15 protein-coding genes are annotated in these 17,767 nt (G+C 51.4%); 10 read left to right on the top strand and 5 right to left on the bottom strand.

Annotated elements, in window-relative coordinates:
* Positions 1 to 97 precede the first annotated feature (97 nt).
* The 5 genes from JHD74_RS05615 to ltnD all read right to left on the bottom strand — a co-directional run bounded on the left by JHD74_RS05615 (position 98) and on the right by ltnD (position 5,168).
* The gene (locus JHD74_RS05615) at positions 98 to 1,468 is read right to left on the bottom strand and encodes a GntP family transporter (RefSeq protein ID WP_024527523.1); all 1,371 of its coding nucleotides are present in this window, start codon (positions 1,466 to 1,468) and stop codon (positions 98 to 100) included.
* A 111-nt stretch (positions 1,469 to 1,579) separates the two neighbouring features.
* Positions 1,580 to 2,356: an HPr family phosphocarrier protein gene (locus JHD74_RS05610; RefSeq protein WP_199061984.1), complete on the bottom strand. Its 777-nt coding sequence runs from the start codon at positions 2,354 to 2,356 to the stop codon at positions 1,580 to 1,582.
* Positions 2,357 to 2,359: 3 nt separating this feature from the next.
* The gene (gene otnC, locus JHD74_RS05605) at positions 2,360 to 2,992 is read right to left on the bottom strand and encodes a 3-oxo-tetronate 4-phosphate decarboxylase (RefSeq protein WP_199062072.1); all 633 of its coding nucleotides are present in this window, start codon (positions 2,990 to 2,992) and stop codon (positions 2,360 to 2,362) included.
* Positions 2,993 to 2,994: 2 nt separating this feature from the next.
* Positions 2,995 to 4,254: a 3-oxo-tetronate kinase gene (otnK, locus tag JHD74_RS05600; RefSeq protein ID WP_081375860.1), complete on the bottom strand. Its 1,260-nt coding sequence runs from the start codon at positions 4,252 to 4,254 to the stop codon at positions 2,995 to 2,997.
* A complete protein-coding gene (gene ltnD / locus JHD74_RS05595) occupies positions 4,254 to 5,168 on the bottom strand; it encodes an L-threonate dehydrogenase (protein WP_024527527.1) in 915 nt (304 codons plus the stop codon). Before ltnD ends, otnK begins: the two co-directional genes overlap by 1 nt.
* Before the next feature lie 260 nt (positions 5,169 to 5,428).
* Here ltnD and ygbI point away from each other — a divergent pair, with 260 nt between their 5' ends.
* The 10 genes from ygbI (at position 5,429) to JHD74_RS05545 (ending at position 17,715) form a co-directional block, all read left to right on the top strand.
* Positions 5,429 to 6,193: a DNA-binding transcriptional repressor YgbI gene (gene ygbI, locus JHD74_RS05590; RefSeq protein WP_024527528.1), complete on the top strand. Its 765-nt coding sequence runs from the start codon at positions 5,429 to 5,431 to the stop codon at positions 6,191 to 6,193.
* 729 nt (positions 6,194 to 6,922) lie between these two features.
* On the top strand, positions 6,923 to 7,711 hold the full coding sequence (locus JHD74_RS05585; RefSeq protein ID WP_024527529.1) for a winged helix-turn-helix domain-containing protein: 789 nt from the start codon (positions 6,923 to 6,925) through the stop codon (positions 7,709 to 7,711).
* A gap of 1,148 nt (positions 7,712 to 8,859) precedes the next feature.
* A complete protein-coding gene (locus tag JHD74_RS05580) occupies positions 8,860 to 9,450 on the top strand; it encodes a common pilus major fimbrillin subunit EcpA (RefSeq protein WP_024527530.1) in 591 nt (196 codons plus the stop codon).
* 77 nt (positions 9,451 to 9,527) lie between these two features.
* Positions 9,528 to 10,196: a hypothetical protein gene (locus JHD74_RS05575; protein WP_074031712.1), complete on the top strand. Its 669-nt coding sequence runs from the start codon at positions 9,528 to 9,530 to the stop codon at positions 10,194 to 10,196.
* A gap of 115 nt (positions 10,197 to 10,311) precedes the next feature.
* Positions 10,312 to 12,795, top strand: coding sequence for a fimbrial biogenesis outer membrane usher protein (locus JHD74_RS05570; protein WP_199062070.1), 2,484 nt, complete (start codon positions 10,312 to 10,314; stop codon positions 12,793 to 12,795).
* Positions 12,785 to 14,428, top strand: a complete 1,644-nt coding sequence (locus JHD74_RS05565) for a hypothetical protein (protein ID WP_074031714.1) — start codon at positions 12,785 to 12,787, stop codon at positions 14,426 to 14,428. The genes JHD74_RS05570 and JHD74_RS05565 overlap by 11 nt, the downstream gene beginning before the upstream one ends.
* Before the next feature lie 12 nt (positions 14,429 to 14,440).
* Positions 14,441 to 15,100, top strand: a complete 660-nt coding sequence (locus tag JHD74_RS05560) for a fimbria/pilus periplasmic chaperone (protein ID WP_029710855.1) — start codon at positions 14,441 to 14,443, stop codon at positions 15,098 to 15,100.
* 94 nt (positions 15,101 to 15,194) lie between these two features.
* On the top strand, positions 15,195 to 15,860 hold the full coding sequence (locus JHD74_RS05555) for a LuxR C-terminal-related transcriptional regulator (protein WP_233169451.1): 666 nt from the start codon (positions 15,195 to 15,197) through the stop codon (positions 15,858 to 15,860).
* A 410-nt stretch (positions 15,861 to 16,270) separates the two neighbouring features.
* Positions 16,271 to 16,759 carry a hypothetical protein gene (locus tag JHD74_RS05550; protein WP_199061983.1) on the top strand — a complete coding sequence of 163 codons (489 nt, stop codon included), beginning with the start codon at positions 16,271 to 16,273 and terminating at the stop codon, positions 16,757 to 16,759.
* A gap of 50 nt (positions 16,760 to 16,809) precedes the next feature.
* The gene (locus tag JHD74_RS05545; RefSeq protein WP_199061982.1) at positions 16,810 to 17,715 is read left to right on the top strand and encodes a fimbria/pilus outer membrane usher protein; all 906 of its coding nucleotides are present in this window, start codon (positions 16,810 to 16,812) and stop codon (positions 17,713 to 17,715) included.
* Positions 17,716 to 17,767: the final 52 nt, after the last annotated feature.

The raw sequence follows: 17,767 nt of genomic DNA, 5'->3' as shown, positions 1-17,767 counted from the left end.
CTTCCTTCCTGAACAAGGGAAAAGGCGCTGCCGGAGCAACGCTTCAAGATACTCACCACTGTAGCCGAACTGCTTTGGCTCTAGCAATACCGGGAAGTTACACGACCAGCCACAGCAGCCAGGTAAAGGCGAAGCCACTTAAACCGAGCAGGGTGGTTAATACTGTCCAGGTTTTGAGGCCATCAGCCACTGACAGGCCAAGGTATTTGGTAACGATCCAGAAGCCGGAGTCGTTAACGTGCGATAAGCCCAGGCCGCCAAAGCAGGTGGCGAGCGTGACTAATACAAGCTGCATCGGGTTAAGCCCGATAACCGCTTCGGACAGCAACCCGCCGGTCGTCAGAATGGCGACGGTAGCCGACCCCTGTGAGGCACGCAGTGCCAGCGAGATGATAAATGCAGCCGGGATCAGTGGCAGACCAATAGTGGTCAGCACATCTGCCAGCGCCTTACCCACGCCAGACTCAACCAGCACCTTGCCGAACACGCCGCCCGCACCGGTAACCATAATGACTACTGCCGCAGTTGGTAACGCCCCTCCCATCACATCGCTGGTGTGTTGCAGACTCCAGCCACGACGGATTGCCAGCAGATAGAACGCCAATACCAGAGCGATCATTAACGCTACGCCTGGTGAGCCGATTAATGACAAGGCATCTCGCACCGGCGAACCTGCTGGCAGCAGGGTGGCAGAAACGGTGCCCAGCATAATGATGGCGATAGGAATAACGATCAGCGCGGTAATCAATCCGGCACTAGGAGGATTGATCCGATCGCTGAGTTGCGCTTTGCCTTCCGGTGCAGGTTCAGGGGCTGCCAGTTGCAGTTGTTCCAACACCTCAATGGAGAGTGGGTAGGCTTTACGGTTGAGATATTTTGCCGCGAAGTAACCAATCACCCCCACCGGGATACAGATGATCAGGCCGAGAATGGTCAACCAACCGATATCGGCACTCAACAGCCCCGCCGCCGCGACCGGGCCTGGGTGCGGTGGCAGAGCTACGTGCACCGTCAGCATCACACCGGCCATCGGCAAGCCAAACTTCAACGGTGAGACTTTAGCCACTTTGGCAAAGCCATAGATGATCGGGGCCAGGATGATAAAGCCGACGTCGAAAAACACCGGAATGCCCAGGACGAACGCGGCACTGGTAAGCGCGGCAATGGTGCGCTTTGGCCCCAGCGCTTTGCTGAAACGCTGCGCCAGGGATTCTGCGCCGCCCGAATGTTCGATCATTCTTCCCAGCATCGCACCCAGGCCGATGATAATAGTCACCGAGCCGAGTACGCCGCCCATCCCGGCGGTCATCACTTTCATGACTTCGCCGGTTGGGATCCCACTGGCAAGCGCGACCAGTAGACTAACGACCAGCAGGGCGACAAACGGCTGAACCTTCGCCTTGATGACCATCAATAGCAGCAGTACGACACCCAGTACGGCAATGATCAGTAGCATAGTTGGAGACATAGCATAGCCTTTAATTCAGGTAAGAGTCCGGCACCGCGATCGCCCTGGGGCGATACGGGTGCGTTTATTTTTTATGTTATTGAAACTGGTGTTGGCGCGACGAGTTCTTGATTACAGGTAAGGTTTCACCCACCCCAGACCCGCCGTCGTTTCCCCACGGGGTTTATATTCACAACCAATCCAGCCTTGGTAACCCACCTTATCCAGTTGGGCGAATAGCCAAGGATAATTCAGTTCACCGTCATCGGGTTCATTTCGGTCTGGCACCGAGGCGATCTGGATATGGGCATAGCGCCCGGCCAGTGAGGCGATCAGATTACTGATATTGCCGTCCACCAACTGTGCGTGGAAAAAGTCGAACTGAATAAACACGTTAGGGCGATCGATGGCGGCCACCAGCTCCGCAGCCTGATGCTGGCTGGAGAACAGGTAGTTGGGCTTGATCGGTGGGCTGAGCGCTTCGATCAACACCTTGATGCCGTGAGGGGCAAAGGCGTCGGCGGCGTAACGGATATTGCTGATAAAGGTTTCCCGATAGCGGGCAATATCTTCGCCGGGCGGCACTACGCCAGCCATCACGTGAACGTTAGGGCACTTAAGGGCGATGGCATATTCCAGAGCGCGATCGATATCCGCACGGGCATCCTGCTCGCGGCCGGGCAACGCCGCCAATCCCCATTCGCCTGCACCCACATCGCCCGGCGCGGTATTGAACAACACTTGCTGGAGACCGTTTTGTTGCAGTTTCTCCGCCAGTAGATCGGCGGGGTAATCATAAGGGAACAGGAACTCTACCGCTTTAAATCCGGCCGCCGCAGCGGCATCAAAACGATCCAGAAACGAGTGCTCGGTAAACATCATCGATAAATTGGCAGCAAATTTTGGCATGGTTCAGCTCCGTAACTCGGCAATTTCATCATCGGTTAAATAGCGAATTGGGCGGTTGCCGAGGGTGAAAATCAGCTTGGCCGCATCTTCCATTTCTTCGGTATTGTTCGCGGCTTCCCGCAGGCTCTCGCCGGTGACCACGGGGCCGTGGTTCGTCAACAGGAAAGCCTTGTAGCTTGGGGCCAGCTTGCCCAGATCTTCCGCCAACCGCATATCGCCGGGGCGATAGTAAGGCACCACCGGCACCTGGCCGACGCGCATTACCACATAAGGCGTGAACGGCTTGATGGCGTTTGCCGTATCCAACCCTTGCAGGCAGGAAAGCGCGGTCAGATAGGTGCAATGCAGGTGCACTACCGCCTTGCACGTCGGGTTGTTCTGGTACAGCGCGCGGTGAAAACTGATCTCTTTCGAGGGTTTGTCGCCGGAAATCCATTCACCGCTCAGGCTGACTTTCGACAGTTTGTCTGCCTGCAACTCCCCCAGGCAAGAGCCGGTGGGAGTGGCCAGCAGGGTACCGTCTGGCAACAACAGCGAAAGGTTGCCTGCTGAACCGGTAGCGTAGCCGCGCTGGAAGAACGAAGCCCCCAGACGCACCATCTCTTCCCTTGCCAGCCGTTCAGTGTCAGCGGTCATCGTCATACTGAAAACTCCGTTTGTGCTCTGGCGAAAAAGTTTTCATCGCCGAAATTGCCCGATTTCAGGGCCAGTGATACCGGTTGTTCAATTGCGCGTACCCAAGGCACGCCTGGAGAAATGCATGGGCCGATATGGAAACCGCGGATCCCTAACGCCTGGGTGACCACGCCAGAGGTTTCACCACCGGCAACGATAAAGCGGCTGAAACCCTGTTGTTGCAGGCGTTTAACTACTTCGGCAAACAGGGCTTCTACCGCCTGGCTGGCAGCCTCGGTGCCGTATTGCTGCTGGGTCTGTTGCAGTTGCTCCGGCTCGGCGGTGGCGTACAACAATGGGGCCAGTTGTGAGGCCTGTTGTTCAACCCATGTGCTTAGCTCGGCTGCGTAGGCGCTGCGATCTCCTGCTGTGATGCAGCGCGAGACATCAATACTCTGTGCCGGAGCCTGTTGGCGGTAGCGTGCTACCTGCTTGTTGGTCATGGTGGAGCAGGAGCCGGAAAGTATCACGGCTTTCTTTCCCTGTGGCGCTCCGGCAGATTGGGCTTTCTCCTGGCCAGGTTGCGCCCATTGGCGGGCAATGCCGATCGCCAGCCCTGAACCTCCGGTGACCAACTTCATGGTTTTCAGCGCTTCGCCCTGTGTCAGCAGATGCTGTTCGTTCAGGGTATCCAATACCACATAGCGCACGCCAAGCTGTGCCAACTGTTGCAACTTTTCCTGCACCGCACCGGCTCCACGATCCATCTCTGCCGCGTTGACCAGCCCGCAACGCCCGCTGGCCTGGGCCTCCATCAGCCGCATCAGATTACTGTCGGTCATTGGCGTCACCGGATGGTTGCGCATACCGGATTCCGACAGCAACTGGTCCATCACGAACAGATAACCTTGGTATACCGTGCGGCCATTTACCGGTAGCGCAGGGGAAATCACCGTTTGCTGTTCGCCAAGCGCATCGAGCAAGGCATCGGTAACCGGTCCGATATTGCCCAGGGCTGTGCTGTCGAAGGTGGAACAGTATTTAAAGTAAAACTGGCGGCAACCCTGGCGTTGTAGCCAGGCCAAAGCCTGCAACGACTGCTCAACCGCCTGGTCGACCGGGCAGGAGCGCGATTTCAGGCTGATCACCACTGCCTGCGAGTCGACAGGGGTATCATCCTGCGGCACGCCATTGAGCTGGACCGTAGGCAAACCGTTTTCCACCAGGAAGCTGGCGATATCGGTGGCGCCGGTAAAGTCGTCTGCAATCACTCCGAGTAACATTATGAGTTCTCCTTATTCTTCGGCAGTTCGATCCCGGCGAAGATCTTGATTACTGCACTGTCATCTTCCTTACCGAAACCTGCGTTGCTGGCGGAGGTGAACATGTTGAACGCCGTGGAGGCCAATGGCAGCGGGAAGTGCAGCGCTTTGGCGGTATCGGCTACCAGCCCAAGATCCTTGACGAAGATATCTACGGCAGATTTTGGTGAGTAGTCGCCATCGACCACGTGGCGCATACGGTTCTCAAACATCCAGGAGTTGCCTGCGGCGTTGGTGACCACATCGTACATCACGTCCAGCGGGATACCGGCGCGAGCGGCCAGCGCCATCGCTTCGGCACCGGCGGCAATGTGTACGCCTGCCAACAATTGATGGATGATCTTGACCGTTGCCCCCAGGCCGATTTCGTCGCCAATGCGGTACACTTTCCCGGCGACGGCATCCAGCACCGGTTGCAATTGGGCAAAGGTGCTCTCACTGCCCGAGGCCATCACGGTCATTTGACCAGCCGCTGCCTTGGCTGCACCGCCGGACACCGGGGCATCCAGCATTGGCAGGTTATACGCCAACAGTTTCTGTTCGATTTCTTTGGCATCCGCCGCCGCAATGGTGGAAGACACCATCACCGGCGTATTCGGTTTCAACTGTGCCGCCAGGCCGTTATCCCCGAACAGGATCTGTTTTACCTGGTTGGCGTTAACCACCAACAGCAGCACTGCATCCAGTTCGGTTGCAAAGTTTGCTGCGCTGGTGGCGGCCTGTTTGGCACCGGCCTGCTGTAGCGCCACCAATGCCTGTGGGTTGAGATCGACGCCATAGGTGGTCAGCCCGGCATTGATGCAGGACGTAGCCGCGCCCATGCCCATTGACCCCAAACCGACGATACAAACTGCGTAGTTTCCTGGTTGTGCCATGATGCACCTCTGTTAATTTTAGTGATTATTTGTTTTGATGTGTTAAATGTAAGCGTTATTGGCGTGGATATCGGTGATCATCTTCACAATTATTAACAATGCAACGGACAGACTAAAAAACGGTTACTCTTGCTAACATAATGCTTTTAAATGTTTTTTATGATTATGACCGGCTTCACAGCCTGAAAAGCTTTACTACCGTCGCACGAAAATTGACGTAAAATCACAATTATTATCATCGTAGTCACAGAGGGGGAACCGTGATACCTGTTGAACGCCACCAACAAATTTTGGCGCTGGTGTCCGAGCGCGGAGCAGTCAGCATAGCTGAACTGACCGAAAGGCTGGGGGTCTCGCACATGACCATCCGGCGCGATCTGCAAAAACTGGAAGAGCAGGGCAGCGTACTCCCCGTCTCCGGCGGTGTGCAGTCGGCCGAACGAGTGGCGATTGAGCCTTCGCATCAGGATAAGGAAGGAATGTTCAGCCAGCAGAAAGCCGCCATTGGGCAACTGGCCGCGCGGCAGATCCCGGCCAACAGCTGCATCTATCTGGACGCAGGCACCACCACGTTGGCCCTGGCGCGCCAGCTCGGCGAGCGTGACGATATCACCGTGGTGACCAACGATTTTGTTATCGCCGCCTATCTGCTCGAACATAGCCAGTGCAAGCTGATCCACACCGGCGGTACGGTATGCCGGGAAAACCGTTCCTGCGTGGGGGCCGCTGCGGCTCAGGCTTTACGTAATCTGTTTATCGATCTGGCGTTTATCTCTGCTTCCTCATGGAGTATGCGTGGTTTGTCTACCCCGAACGAGGATAAGGTGGTGGTGAAAAACGCCATCGTTGAGGCCAGTCGCCGCCGCATTTTGCTGAGTGATACTTCCAAATATGGCAAGGTCGCTACCTATCTGGCGCTGCCGATTTCAGTCTTTGAGGTGATCATCACTGACGATCACCTGCCGGAAGCGGCGCGTGAGGCGATTATGCAGGCAAATATTACGTTGCTTACTGCGGTGCAGTGACTTTCAATCCCGCTAATCTGATAAACAACGGGGTAGTTATCGCTGCCCCAAGGGCCCGGCCACAGACTCCACAGCAGATAATACAGGCATTGAGTCGCAATAATTCCATCACGTCCAGGTGCCAGCCGGTGGCACAGTCAGCCTGCTACCACATAATATTTACTCATAAAACGTTAATGATTTATTTTTAAGGATTCACCTCAATGTGGTGTTGGTATACATCCTGACGATGTATGGGTAACACCAGGTTATATCGCTATGTAAAGTCAGTGTCAGGCTAAGGCAGCTACCTGGCAGTGTGACAGGTTAAAACCATTGATTTAAATGATAAAGACTATCAACGCTAGCCGAAAGCGCCTGCTTTTTCAGTCATGTAAGATCTTAGTGAGAGTTAAATCTGCGATATTTTTACATTAAAACATGCCATATATGGTGTTTTTATGAAGTTTTTCGCTATAAAAAAATTTATGACAACATAAAAATCTAACCTTGTGAAATTTAACGAATCAATATATCAATAGTCAGCGCGTTTCGATAATCTTTGTTTTGGTCATGAGAAAATTCTTATTCCAGGGAGAAGGAAAAATGCCACAGTTAATGACAATTACCCGCGGTCTATTTACTAGCGATAAAAACGTTCACAAAGGCTTTCTTTTAATTTTAATCAAATGATTTTATTAACGATTAATGCCTGGGTTGTCTGTTTTTATAGTGAAAGTCGTGAATATAATGAAATATAAATTTAATGACCGTATTATCTTCGATGTCGATAGCGGAACGCTGAGTTTGAGCGATCTGTTTGACGATACTGTCACCATCTCCAACCCATCCAAACGCCTGTTACAGTTACTGATTGTCCACCAGGGCGATGCCGTGAGCCGTGAAGTGATCTTCAAAAAGGTGTGGGATGATTATGGGATGATTTCCAGTAACAATAATCTTAACCAGTGTGTGAGCAAGTTACGTAGAGTGATCAAGGCGCTGGGAATTGATGAGGAGGTGATCGTCACGGTTCCCAAAGTGGGTTTTATGCTGCACAGCGAAATCCAGATTGTGTCTTGTGAGGATGAAAAGGATACGCCGATCCTTGCTGCCGAACCGCCGGTATCAGCCGCTAAAACCATACCCGTGGTGGTAGGCAAGGTGTTCTCCTGTGCTTCCTTGCGCTATGGTTGGGGGATAGTGGGCTTTGTGTGCGTGGTATTGGCCAGCATTGCGTTCTATATTTTCAATCCAAGCATCCGGCAAGAGAGCTATTTGGGCAAATCGGGTAACTGCGCGGTATTTATGTCGAACTCCACGGTTCAGGCAGATCCGGCATTCAGCGATGATGTGTTGACGCAGGTAGTAAGGCAAAAAATCCAATGCCAGCCGGATGAATACCTGTTGCTGATGCGTGGCAATCAGGTGAAGTCGTATATTTCTGGCATATCACGGCTATTTTTTCTCCGCTGCAAGATTTTGCGAGAGCATAAGATTGAACTTTGCTCTGGCCTGGAAAGCGAATCCTCCCTTTAATTGAATGATGCTGATTGGCTGGCGGGATAAACACCCGACAGCCAGAGCATCTTTACCTTAGATTAAACCACTTCATTAACGTTATCCCCCTTATTCCGTCGGCTCACTACCCCGAAATAGTAATGCCCCTCACCCTAGCCCTCTCCCAAAAGGAGAGGGAACCGAACGTGCCAAACTTTTATTACGGCACTCCGCCTCTGCATCAACCCTATTGCAGTTCACTTCTGCACCTGAACACGGCACCGTACCAGCTCCCTCGTCGAAAATGAGAGAGGACCGAACATGCCACAATTTTATTACGGCACTCCGCCTCTACATCAACCCTATTGCAGCTCAATTCTTCACCTGAACACGGCAATGTACCAACTCCCTCGTCCACAAGGAGAGAGGACCGAACGTGCCACAATTTTATTAGGGCACTCCGCCTCTGCATCAACCCGGTCACAGTTCACTTCTGCACCTGAGCACGGCAATGTACCAACTTCCTCGTCCAAAAGGAGAGACGACCGAACATGCCGCAATTTATTACGGCACTCCGCCTCTGCATCAACCCTATTGCAGCTCAATTCTTCACCTGAACACGGCAATGTACCAACTCCCTCGTCTACAAGGAGAGAGGACCGAACATGCCACAATTTTATTACGGCACTCCGCCTCTACATCAACCCTATTGCAGCTCACTTCTGCACCTGAACACGGCACCGTACCAGCTCCCTCGCCCTTTGGGAGAGGGTTGGGGTGAGGGGAAATGGGTGCCTTAACTGACACACATTAAATGTACAGGCTAACTTTTCACCAGAAAGGGCACCGAATAACGGTAGTTATAATAAGGTTAATGTTTGACCGAATTAATCTAGGATAATTCTGCTACCCACTTTGCATGGGTGGAGTTTTTATCCTTAATTCAGCATTAAAAAGATTAAACGCAGGATTTAAATCTAAACATTTCACATTTACTAGTTAATGATTATCTTAAGATTTATTTGGGTTAAGATTTTTCTCGCCAAGTGGGACGAGAGGCATACTCACGTTGCCTATCAACACTTGGCGTTATCCCGCTAGCAACTGGCAATACCAGAGTGAGTGGAGATGACAAAGCAAGGCAAATTTAACGGACAATAGAAATCTATAACTTAGGGAGTTTTACCATGAAAAAGATCACACTTGCTCTGGCAATCGTTTCAGCATTCGCAGTAGTGGGCACCGCTCAGGCAGCAGAAGTTACCGCACAAGCCTTGGCTACCTGGTCAGCCACTGCCAAGAAAGATACCACCAGCAAGTTGGTTGTTACGCCAATCGGCAGCCTGTCTTTCCAGTATGCTGAAGGCATCAAAGGCTTCAACAGCCAGAAAGGTCTGTTCGACGTGACTATCGAGGGCGAAGGAACCGCCACCGATTTTAAACTGACCTCCAAGCTGGTATCCAACACTCTGACTCAGCTCGACACCTCTGGTTCTACCCTGGAAGTGGGCGTTAACTATAACGGTGCTGCCGTAGAGAAAACCGCTCAAACCCCTATGATCGATGTTAAAGCCGGTATTTTGGGTGGCAACCTGAGCGCACTGTCTGGCGCTTACGACAAAGCTGTTCGTACCAGTGCACAAGATCAGTTCACTTTCAGCATCATCGGCGCAACGGCTGATGGCACAACTGCTGTGACTGATTTCAGCACCCTGCCTGAAGGTATCTGGAGTGGCGACGTGAGCGTAGAGTTCAACGCTACCTGGACTACCGCATAATCGTTTCCCCAGAGTAATGCGTCTTAACAGGGGGGAAACCCCCTGTTTTTGTCAGCTAAAGAGTTTGGAATACCGCTATGAATCGTTTCTATTTTTCTATTCCCCTGTTGCTTTCCCTGTGCCATAGCGCCTTGGCGCTGGATGTTGGCTCGGTCAGTTCCTTTATGCCCAGTAATAGCGCGACGCTAAGTAAAGAAATTAAAAATACGACGGATAGCGGCCGCCTGGTGAATATAAAAATAGAAAGGATTTCCGACCCGACGGAATCCGGCGTGGTGATCCCGATGGCGACGAAGGACGAAATGCTGTTGTCACCGGCCAGCCTGATGATGCCAGCCAACGCCAGGGACGTGATCCGTTTTTATTATAAGGGCCCAGAAGATAACCAAGAACGCTATTACCGGATTGTCTGGTTCGATCAGGCATTAACGGATGCGGGGCAGAATACCGCCAAACGCAATGGCGTGGCCACCACCTCGGCGCGTATTGGCACCATTTTAGTGGTTACGCCCCGGCAGGCTAATTTTAATCATCAGTTTGCCAATAACAAAGTCGTCAATACCGGCAATGCTACCTTCAAAATGGTGGCCTATGGTCCCTGCAAGAATAAGAAAGAAGGCAGCAACTGCAAGGAAAACTATTTTGTCATGCCAGGTAAAGATCGTGGCCTGTCCAAAGTGGATATCAATGATAAGAAAAGCCACGTTGCGCTTTGGTATGGAGAGCAATTTATTCAAGTCAAATAACACCGAGTTGGGCTGCTACGGGATGTTGCAGTAAAGGGATGCATAATAGTTCAAGGAGTTAGACGTGAAACTAGCACTGGATAGTGCATTACTCAAAATATCAGTAGCGGTGGGGATGAGCGTTATCCCTGCCGTGATGATCCCTGGGCAGTCGGCTCTTGCCGCCGGGCTAACCCAAATTGATGGCGTGTTGATCCCCCAGACTTTCAGCATGGCATTGCGTGAGGGGATGAGCATCCCGCTATTGCTGCATTTTGAACAAAACAGCACCCAGAAAGACGATCAACGCATTGGGCGCGCACTGCTGGTGCTTGATGATAATCATCTGAAAATTAGCGAAATTACCCTGGAAGATAACGAGGGGGGCGCACAGCTGACCGCCGCGATCGCCAAGCAGCTCAATGCGCTCAATGACGCCAACTTTGACGATAAGCAACGCATTACGCTGTCGGATGATGCCTGGCTGGCATTGGATTTCCGCCAGTTGAACTTGCAATTGGTGGTGAAGCAATCGGCCCTGGGTACGGTATTGCGTGAGCGCGCCAGCGATATTGGTGCGTCGAGTGTTGATGAGATAAGCAGCACGCTGGCCTATAACCTGGGCGTTTACGACAACCGCACCAAAGCCAGCGAAGGTTTTACCTCCAGCTATTTATCGCTGAATAACGTCACCTCTCTGCGTGAACATCATGTGGAAGTGAACGGTTCTGTCTATGGGATTGGCAGCAGCAACCAGGATTCGACGCTGTATAAGGTGATGTATGAGCGTGACTTCGCTGGCCGACGCTTTGCCGCAGGCATGCTCGACAGTTGGAACCTGCAATCGCTGGGCCCAGTGACCACCATCAATTCGAGCAAAATCTACGGCATGTCCTATGGTAGCCGGGCCAATTCGACGGTGTTTGATAATACCCAGTCGTTAACGCCGATTGTTGCCTTCTTTCCTTCGGCGGGTGAGGTTCACCTGTCGCGTGATGGCCGCCTGCTCAGCGTACAGAATTTCGCCATGGGTAACCATGAAGTGGATACCGGCACGCTGCCTTTTGGTATTTACGATGTGCAGGTTGAGGTGATCGTCAATGGTCAGGTGATCAACCGCCGTATGCAACGGGTTAACAAACTCTATAGTCCGTTGCACGCCGCGGGTGCGCCAATGTTCTGGCAGTATTGGGGCGGCATGGTGCGAATGGATGAGTGGCGTGGCGACAACGATCGCTTCGCTGAGGCTAAAGATAGCTACCTGTTGGGGGCTTCAGCCTCTGGCTACCTGTCTCGTTTTAACTGGGCGCTTTCCGGTTATTCTCTGGACAGCACCTCGGTGGCGGAAGGCCGTTTAAGCATACCGATCATCGATGCGGTGCAGGTTAGCACCCAGAGCATGGTAGCCACAGACCGATCCTGGACGCTGATCAACACCGTGAGCGCCACGCTGCCCGGCGGTTTCAGTACGCTGTGGGCCAACGAAGAAAAAACGGTGATCGGCAACAAACTGCGCCAAAACGATGCCCATAACCGGGCGATCGGCGGCTCGCTGAACCTGGGGGCGATTGTGCCTCACCTCGGCACGCTCAGCGTCAGTTATAACGATGACAAGAAAAATAGCAGCCATTACTACAACGTGGATTACTACCAGAATCTGTTCACCGGCCGTTACGGCACGCTGGGCATACGTGCCGGGGTACAGCGATACAATAATGGTCATTCCGGCGGCAATACCGGTAAGTACATTGCGCTCGATTTCTCCTTGCCGCTGGGCAACTGGTTCAGCGCCGGGGTTTCTAACCAGAACGGCTACACCACGGCCAATATTGCGGCGCGTAAAGAGATTGCCGATGGGCCGATCCGTACCGTGGGGGCCAATATGTCGCGCGCCATCTCCGGGGACACCAACGGTGATAACAGCGTTAACGGCGGTGCCTACGCCCGTTTTGACACCAAGTATTCTACCGGCACCGTCAACGTTAGCAGCTCCGCAGACGGTTATGTGAATACCAGCCTGACCGCTAACGGTAGCGTCGGTTGGCAGGGGCGTCATATCGCGGCAAGTGGGCGTAATGAAGGTAACTCAGGGATCATTATCAATACCGGCCTGGAAAATGAAGGCATGCTGACCGCGCGCGTGGATGGCCGCGTCGTCAAGCTGACCGGAGACAAGAACTATCTGCCACTGTCCCCTTATGGTCAGTATGTGGTGGAGTTGATGAACAACAAAAACTCGGCGGAAAGTTTCGACATCGTCACCAACCGTAAGAACAGCCTGACGCTGTACCCGGGCAACGTGGCGGTCATCGAACCGCAAATCAAGCAGATGGTGACGGTATTTGGCCGCATCAAGGCCGAGGACGGTACGCTGCTGGCCAACGCCAATATCAACAACCATATCGGGCGTACCCGTACGGATGAAAAAGGGGAGTTCGTGATGGATGTGGACAAGAAATTCCCGGTAATCGATTTTACCTACCGCCAAAATCAAAGCTGTGAGGTGGCACTGGATCTGAGTAAGGCACAGGGTGCGGTCTGGGTCGGCGACGTGGTTTGCCGCGGCTTGAAGTCCTACGCCAAAGTGGGCCAATCAGGAGATATGAGCAATGAAGGCTAATAGCATACGTTTGGCGCTGTTGATCGGCGGCCTGCTGAGCATCGCCCCGGCGCAGGCGGTGAACCCGACCAATCTGGGAGATGCCGCCACGATGAAGTTTGTCTTTGTTGAGAACAATGCGGACGATAACTTCTTTGTGACCCCGGCAGGGGGGCTAGATCCGCGTATGACCGGAGCCAATAAATGGACCGGCCTGAAATATGGCGGGTCCGGCACCATTTATCAACAGAGCCTGGGCTACGTCGATAATGGTTTCAACTATGGTCTGATAGCTAACTGGCGTTACGATATGTGGCTGGAAAATGCGCCGATCAAAAATCCATTTCTTGGCCTGCGCTGTATCAACTGGTATACCGGTTGCAATATGGAAACCAGTCTGATCCTGCCAGAGACCACCGATGAAAAAGGGTTCTATGGGGCGGTTGTTACTCCCGGGAATCAAAAATGGATGCACGGCATGATGTCACCGAGTTTTTATCAGTATCTCAAGCAGATGGGGGCTGGTGAGTCATTCAGCATGCAAATCAACGGCTGTCAGACTTCTGCGGTCTACAGTGCCAGCAGTGGCCAACGCTGCAAGGATCAAAGCTCAGGTACCTGGTATCGACGTACCGTCACCCATGCCAAGGCGGCACACCTGCGTTTTATCAATACCAATGCGGTATCGGAAGTGTTCGTCAACAGTGATGGGATACCGATCATCGGTGAAGGTAATGCGGACTGCCGCAACCAAACCGTCGGTGCCCGCAGCGGTATCATGTGCAAGATGGTCAGCTACGATCTGCAAACGGATGGCAGCGTCAGTAACACCTCGATCCATATTTTTCCGTCGATCAACCATGCCGCACTGTCATCGGCGGTTAATGCGGCCGATCTGCAATTCAGTTTGAATGGCAACAGTTGGAAAAATACCTCGGGTACCGGCAGCTACTATACGTTTAACGAGTTGAAGAGCAGCAATGCCGTTTACGTGTTTTTTGCCAGTAATTTCTTCAAACAGATGGTCAGGCTGGGGATCACCGACGGCGGTACGCACGATCTGATTAACTTCCGTTTCCAGAACACCACTTCGCCGGAATCGGGCTGGTATGAGTTCTCGACCTCTAACCAACTGATCATCAAGCCTCGTGATTTCAGTATCAGCATTATTTCCGAGGATTTCGATAACAGCCCGCACCGGGAAGGCTATGTTGGCCCCTCAGAGCCACCGTTGGAGTTTGGCTATATTGTGACCACCAGCGCCAAGACCAATGCCGATCAGGTCAGGGTGATGGCGACCGGTCCAACTCAGTCACTGGGAGGGATCAACTACTGCATTTTCTCCTCGCCAGATAATACCGCGCAGGTACCCTTCCCGGCTCAGCTCAGTATCACCACCAGCACGGGGACTGAGCAGGTGTTTGATGCAGGTTGTGACAGCCAGTGGCACGATATGACCAACGCTCTGTGGAGCAGTACCCCATGGAACGATATTTCCGGTGACGTGGGGGTGATGAACAAGACCAAGGTCAAGTTCAGGATCCCGATGAACGCGCCGATCTCGCTGAAAACGGTGGACGGTAACGCCTGGTATGGCGATGTGCATGCCGCCGGTGAAATTCACGTTGAGGCAACTTGGCGCAATATCAATTAAAGGGGGGGTAATGTGAAAACTCTGCTGCTATGGCTAATATTCCTGCCCTTTACCGCCGGGGCGATCAACGTGGGTACCATGACGTTTGCGATGGATCAGGATCAGTCCTTTGTCGCCAAGCGGGTGTTGAACAATAACGCCAGCGCCCGGTTTTATCAGGTTTCCATTCGTGCCATCGATCGGCCAGGGGAGCAAGAGGTGCGAACCCGCCCGGCAGAGGGTGAATTGCTGTTTGCCCCTAAGCAACTGACACTGCGGGCAGGGCAGGGGGAATATTACAAGTTCTATTACCATGGGCCGAAGGATAATAAAGAGCGTTATTATCGCGTCTCATTTCGCGAGGTACCGACTAACCTGCTGACGGCTGGGCAGAACAAGAAAGCCGGTGCCAACCTGGAGCCGATCGTGGTTATGGATACCATTCTGGTGGTCAGACCGCGTGTGAGCAAGTTTGACTACCAGCTTGACAAGCAGCGCGGAACGCTCAAAAACACCGGTAATACCTTTTTTAAGTTTCTGTTGAAACCTGGCTGTGATAGCACCGATGAAGAGGGGATCACCGAGTATTTACGCCCTGGGGATACGCTGTCGCATCCGGGCATCAAATTGCAGGGGCAGAAGTTTATTATTTATAACGATAAGTTTATCAACGTGGATAAAAGTTGCACTTAAATAGCTGGTTTTTATTGACCGTTCGGCAGGGAACGCAGGTTTCAGGTGGTTTCTATAAGCTAAAAAATAAAATATTTCAATGGAATAGTTGATTATGCATACCTTTTATAACGATACTTTTATTATCTTTGATCCCCATCCTTTGGTCAATATCGGTCTGCAGTCATTGATTGACCCGAAAAATAAAAAAATCAGCCGTCTAAGTAGTCTGAACGAGATCGTTTCATCACTCAACAGTAATGAACAGCAAACGGTTATTATGGAGCTCTACCATTATACCGAAGACATTTATCAGGTGGTGCGATTTGTGTTGACCGCCGGTAAGCTTTGGCCAAAGGCGTCCTTGGTGGTTTTCACCGACCTCGGCAACCCGGATATTTTATCGCTGCTTGCGGCGCAAAAACACCTCTCATTAGTAGCCAAGCGTGATAAGGTGAATTATTTGCTGGCCGCCATTTCGGCGGCCCATCCCACGGCCAGTTTTCGTAGCCCAACGATGCGGCAGCTATTGTCGCAGAGACAGCTGCCATTATCAGCGTGTGAATGGCGCATTTTGGGGTTGATGGTTTCCGGAGCTAATGCGCAACATGCCGCTCAGGTTATTGGCCGGAGCTATAAGACCGTTTGCACCCATAAGCTGAATATTATGCGCAAGCTGGGGCTGAATCCGGTTGGCTTTATGCAGCTGCTGTTGGCGTTCAGAACCCGTTACTGGGATGAAACTGCCATTTTTGGAATACATCCGGCATCACCGCACTAGGAAAGAAGAACTCCTTCTGAGTTTACGCCAGCTGCGTGAGTTCAAACAATTCCTCTGTCAGTCGGCCTGGCTAAAATTAGTCAGGTCGCCTTTGTCTGGATTTATTCTGAATCTCAGACGCTTTCTTAATGATATAGGTCACTTGTAAGCGAACCAGGTCGCTGTTTTACATTACAGTTGGTTATAAAACGTTCGATCTTGGTGTAATTAATAGCATGATAATATTATCATTTCCAGTGTTTATTTGAGAATTAACTGGCTATGTTAAAGAATTTCTCATGAAAGATCTGAAAGTAAAACATTTCAGCTGAATTTTATTGTCTTAATAAATGCTATAAATTAAGGTCCTTTTGCCTTTAAGAACGGCGTATTCATGTTTTTAATTAATTATTCTAGAAGGATCTATATAGATGAATAAAAGCAAAATTGGGCTTTTGATGCTCGGTACTCTGGCGTTCTCTGCGAATGCTTTTGCTGGTATCAGCAGCCAAGAGCAAAATATGCGTAATGAAGTCACCAAGTGTGTCAGTGATATCCAGTCATATGGCAATGATCCTCGGGATAAATCACCTCTCTGGGTTATTTACGGCACCCGCGGTGGTGCGCATAAATATTGCGGATCCGTTGCCGCTAAAACCAGAACTGCAATCACCCCAGGGTACAACCAGCAAGAGGCTTGGGAAGCCGAGTGGCAGGATCTCTTTGCAGAATATAGCGCCATTCCTAAGGCTGATGCCAACCAACCCAATACCCTGAAATTGGTTAAAAAGCTTCGTGACCTTGCCACAGCAAACAAATTGGATGGGCGCCATGCTCAGTCCAAACTCTATGTTTATCGTGCTATGATGCGTGAGCTTGATAAATTAGATGTGATCCTGCCTTCTGTCGAAGGTAAGTAACCTGTTCTAATTAAATAATAATGTACCGGTATGTTTAATGATGACTGCCGGTGCATTTTTATAAATCCCATTATTTCCATCCGCGCAATATGAATAAAAACTTATTCGTTTTCCCTATTCTATTAATGGCAGCCTGTTTTGCCAATGCAGGGGAGTATTTTTATATATCCGAAGGAGAGCGGGATATAGGTCATATTGAATTGGACGTGGCGGACGACGGTTTTCCGTGTTTTGATAGACAAAAGCTTATAGAATGGCACATCCTCTCACCCGCAAACAGCAGTGAGGTACCAGAAACCGGCTGTATCAAAGTTAAAGATCTTTATCCATTAAATATTACCGTTACCTTAATTGATAAGGTGAATTTTCTCATTTTTACATTCTTGGAGTCGACGGAGGTTAAGGCCGATCCTCGCCTGGCTATCGAGTATAGAGATGAAGGCATTCCAGCCATTTTGATAAACTATGATATTAACTATAAGAAATATCAGGGCGAGCGTTATGTCAGGAGGAAAAGAAAAGATAACGTGGTGGTGGAGTTAGAGTCAGGCATCAACTATCAACACTGGCGGTTAAGATCACGGCAGTTTCATGATAATGAAGGTATGCCACAGCAACGGATAAAATTTTCCGATCTCTACGCTGAAAGAGACATCTCCGTGATAAATTCTCGCCTGCATTTTGGTGAGGGTTACAATAATACTTTCTATCTGGATCCCTTTCCTTATCGCGGGATAAAATTGTCCTCGGACGATAATATGTTTCCTTCGACACAGGGGCCGGTGTTGCCTTGGGTATACGGTGTGGCCACCAGTGATGCTGAAGTTGAGATCCGGCAGAACGGCAAACCGGTTTATCGAACGATGGTTCAATCCGGGGACTTCGTGCTGAGAAATATCAAACTGTTTGACAAGTCGGGTTCTATTACCACTGTCTCTTATACACATCTAAAATAGGGGGGGGGGGGGGGGGGGGGGGGGGGGGGGGGGGGGGGGGGGGGGGGGGGGG

It is taken from the genome of Serratia sp. ASV30, from assembly GCF_016428815.1.
GTDB lineage: Bacteria > Pseudomonadota > Gammaproteobacteria > Enterobacterales > Enterobacteriaceae > Chania > Chania fonticola_C.
The sequence above is the reverse complement of the archived record's forward strand: the minus strand, read 5'-3'. Positions and strand labels throughout refer to the sequence as shown.

Coding starts and splice junctions, on each gene's coding strand:
- JHD74_RS05615 (WP_024527523.1), bottom strand. CDS start 1,468: ATGTCTCCAACTATGCTACTGATCATTGCCGTACTGGGTGTCGTACTG.
- JHD74_RS05610 (WP_199061984.1), bottom strand. CDS start 2,356: ATGCCAAAATTTGCTGCCAATTTATCGATGATGTTTACCGAGCACTCG.
- otnC (WP_199062072.1), bottom strand. CDS start 2,992: ATGACCGCTGACACTGAACGGCTGGCAAGGGAAGAGATGGTGCGTCTG.
- otnK (WP_081375860.1), bottom strand. CDS start 4,254: ATGTTACTCGGAGTGATTGCAGACGACTTTACCGGCGCCACCGATATC.
- ltnD (WP_024527527.1), bottom strand. CDS start 5,168: ATGGCACAACCAGGAAACTACGCAGTTTGTATCGTCGGTTTGGGGTCA.
- JHD74_RS05585 (WP_024527529.1), top strand. CDS start 6,923: ATGAAATATAAATTTAATGACCGTATTATCTTCGATGTCGATAGCGGA.
- JHD74_RS05580 (WP_024527530.1), top strand. CDS start 8,860: ATGAAAAAGATCACACTTGCTCTGGCAATCGTTTCAGCATTCGCAGTA.
- JHD74_RS05575 (WP_074031712.1), top strand. CDS start 9,528: ATGAATCGTTTCTATTTTTCTATTCCCCTGTTGCTTTCCCTGTGCCAT.
- JHD74_RS05570 (WP_199062070.1), top strand. CDS start 10,312: ATGAGCGTTATCCCTGCCGTGATGATCCCTGGGCAGTCGGCTCTTGCC.
- JHD74_RS05565 (WP_074031714.1), top strand. CDS start 12,785: ATGAAGGCTAATAGCATACGTTTGGCGCTGTTGATCGGCGGCCTGCTG.
- JHD74_RS05555 (WP_233169451.1), top strand. CDS start 15,195: ATGCATACCTTTTATAACGATACTTTTATTATCTTTGATCCCCATCCT.
- JHD74_RS05550 (WP_199061983.1), top strand. CDS start 16,271: ATGAATAAAAGCAAAATTGGGCTTTTGATGCTCGGTACTCTGGCGTTC.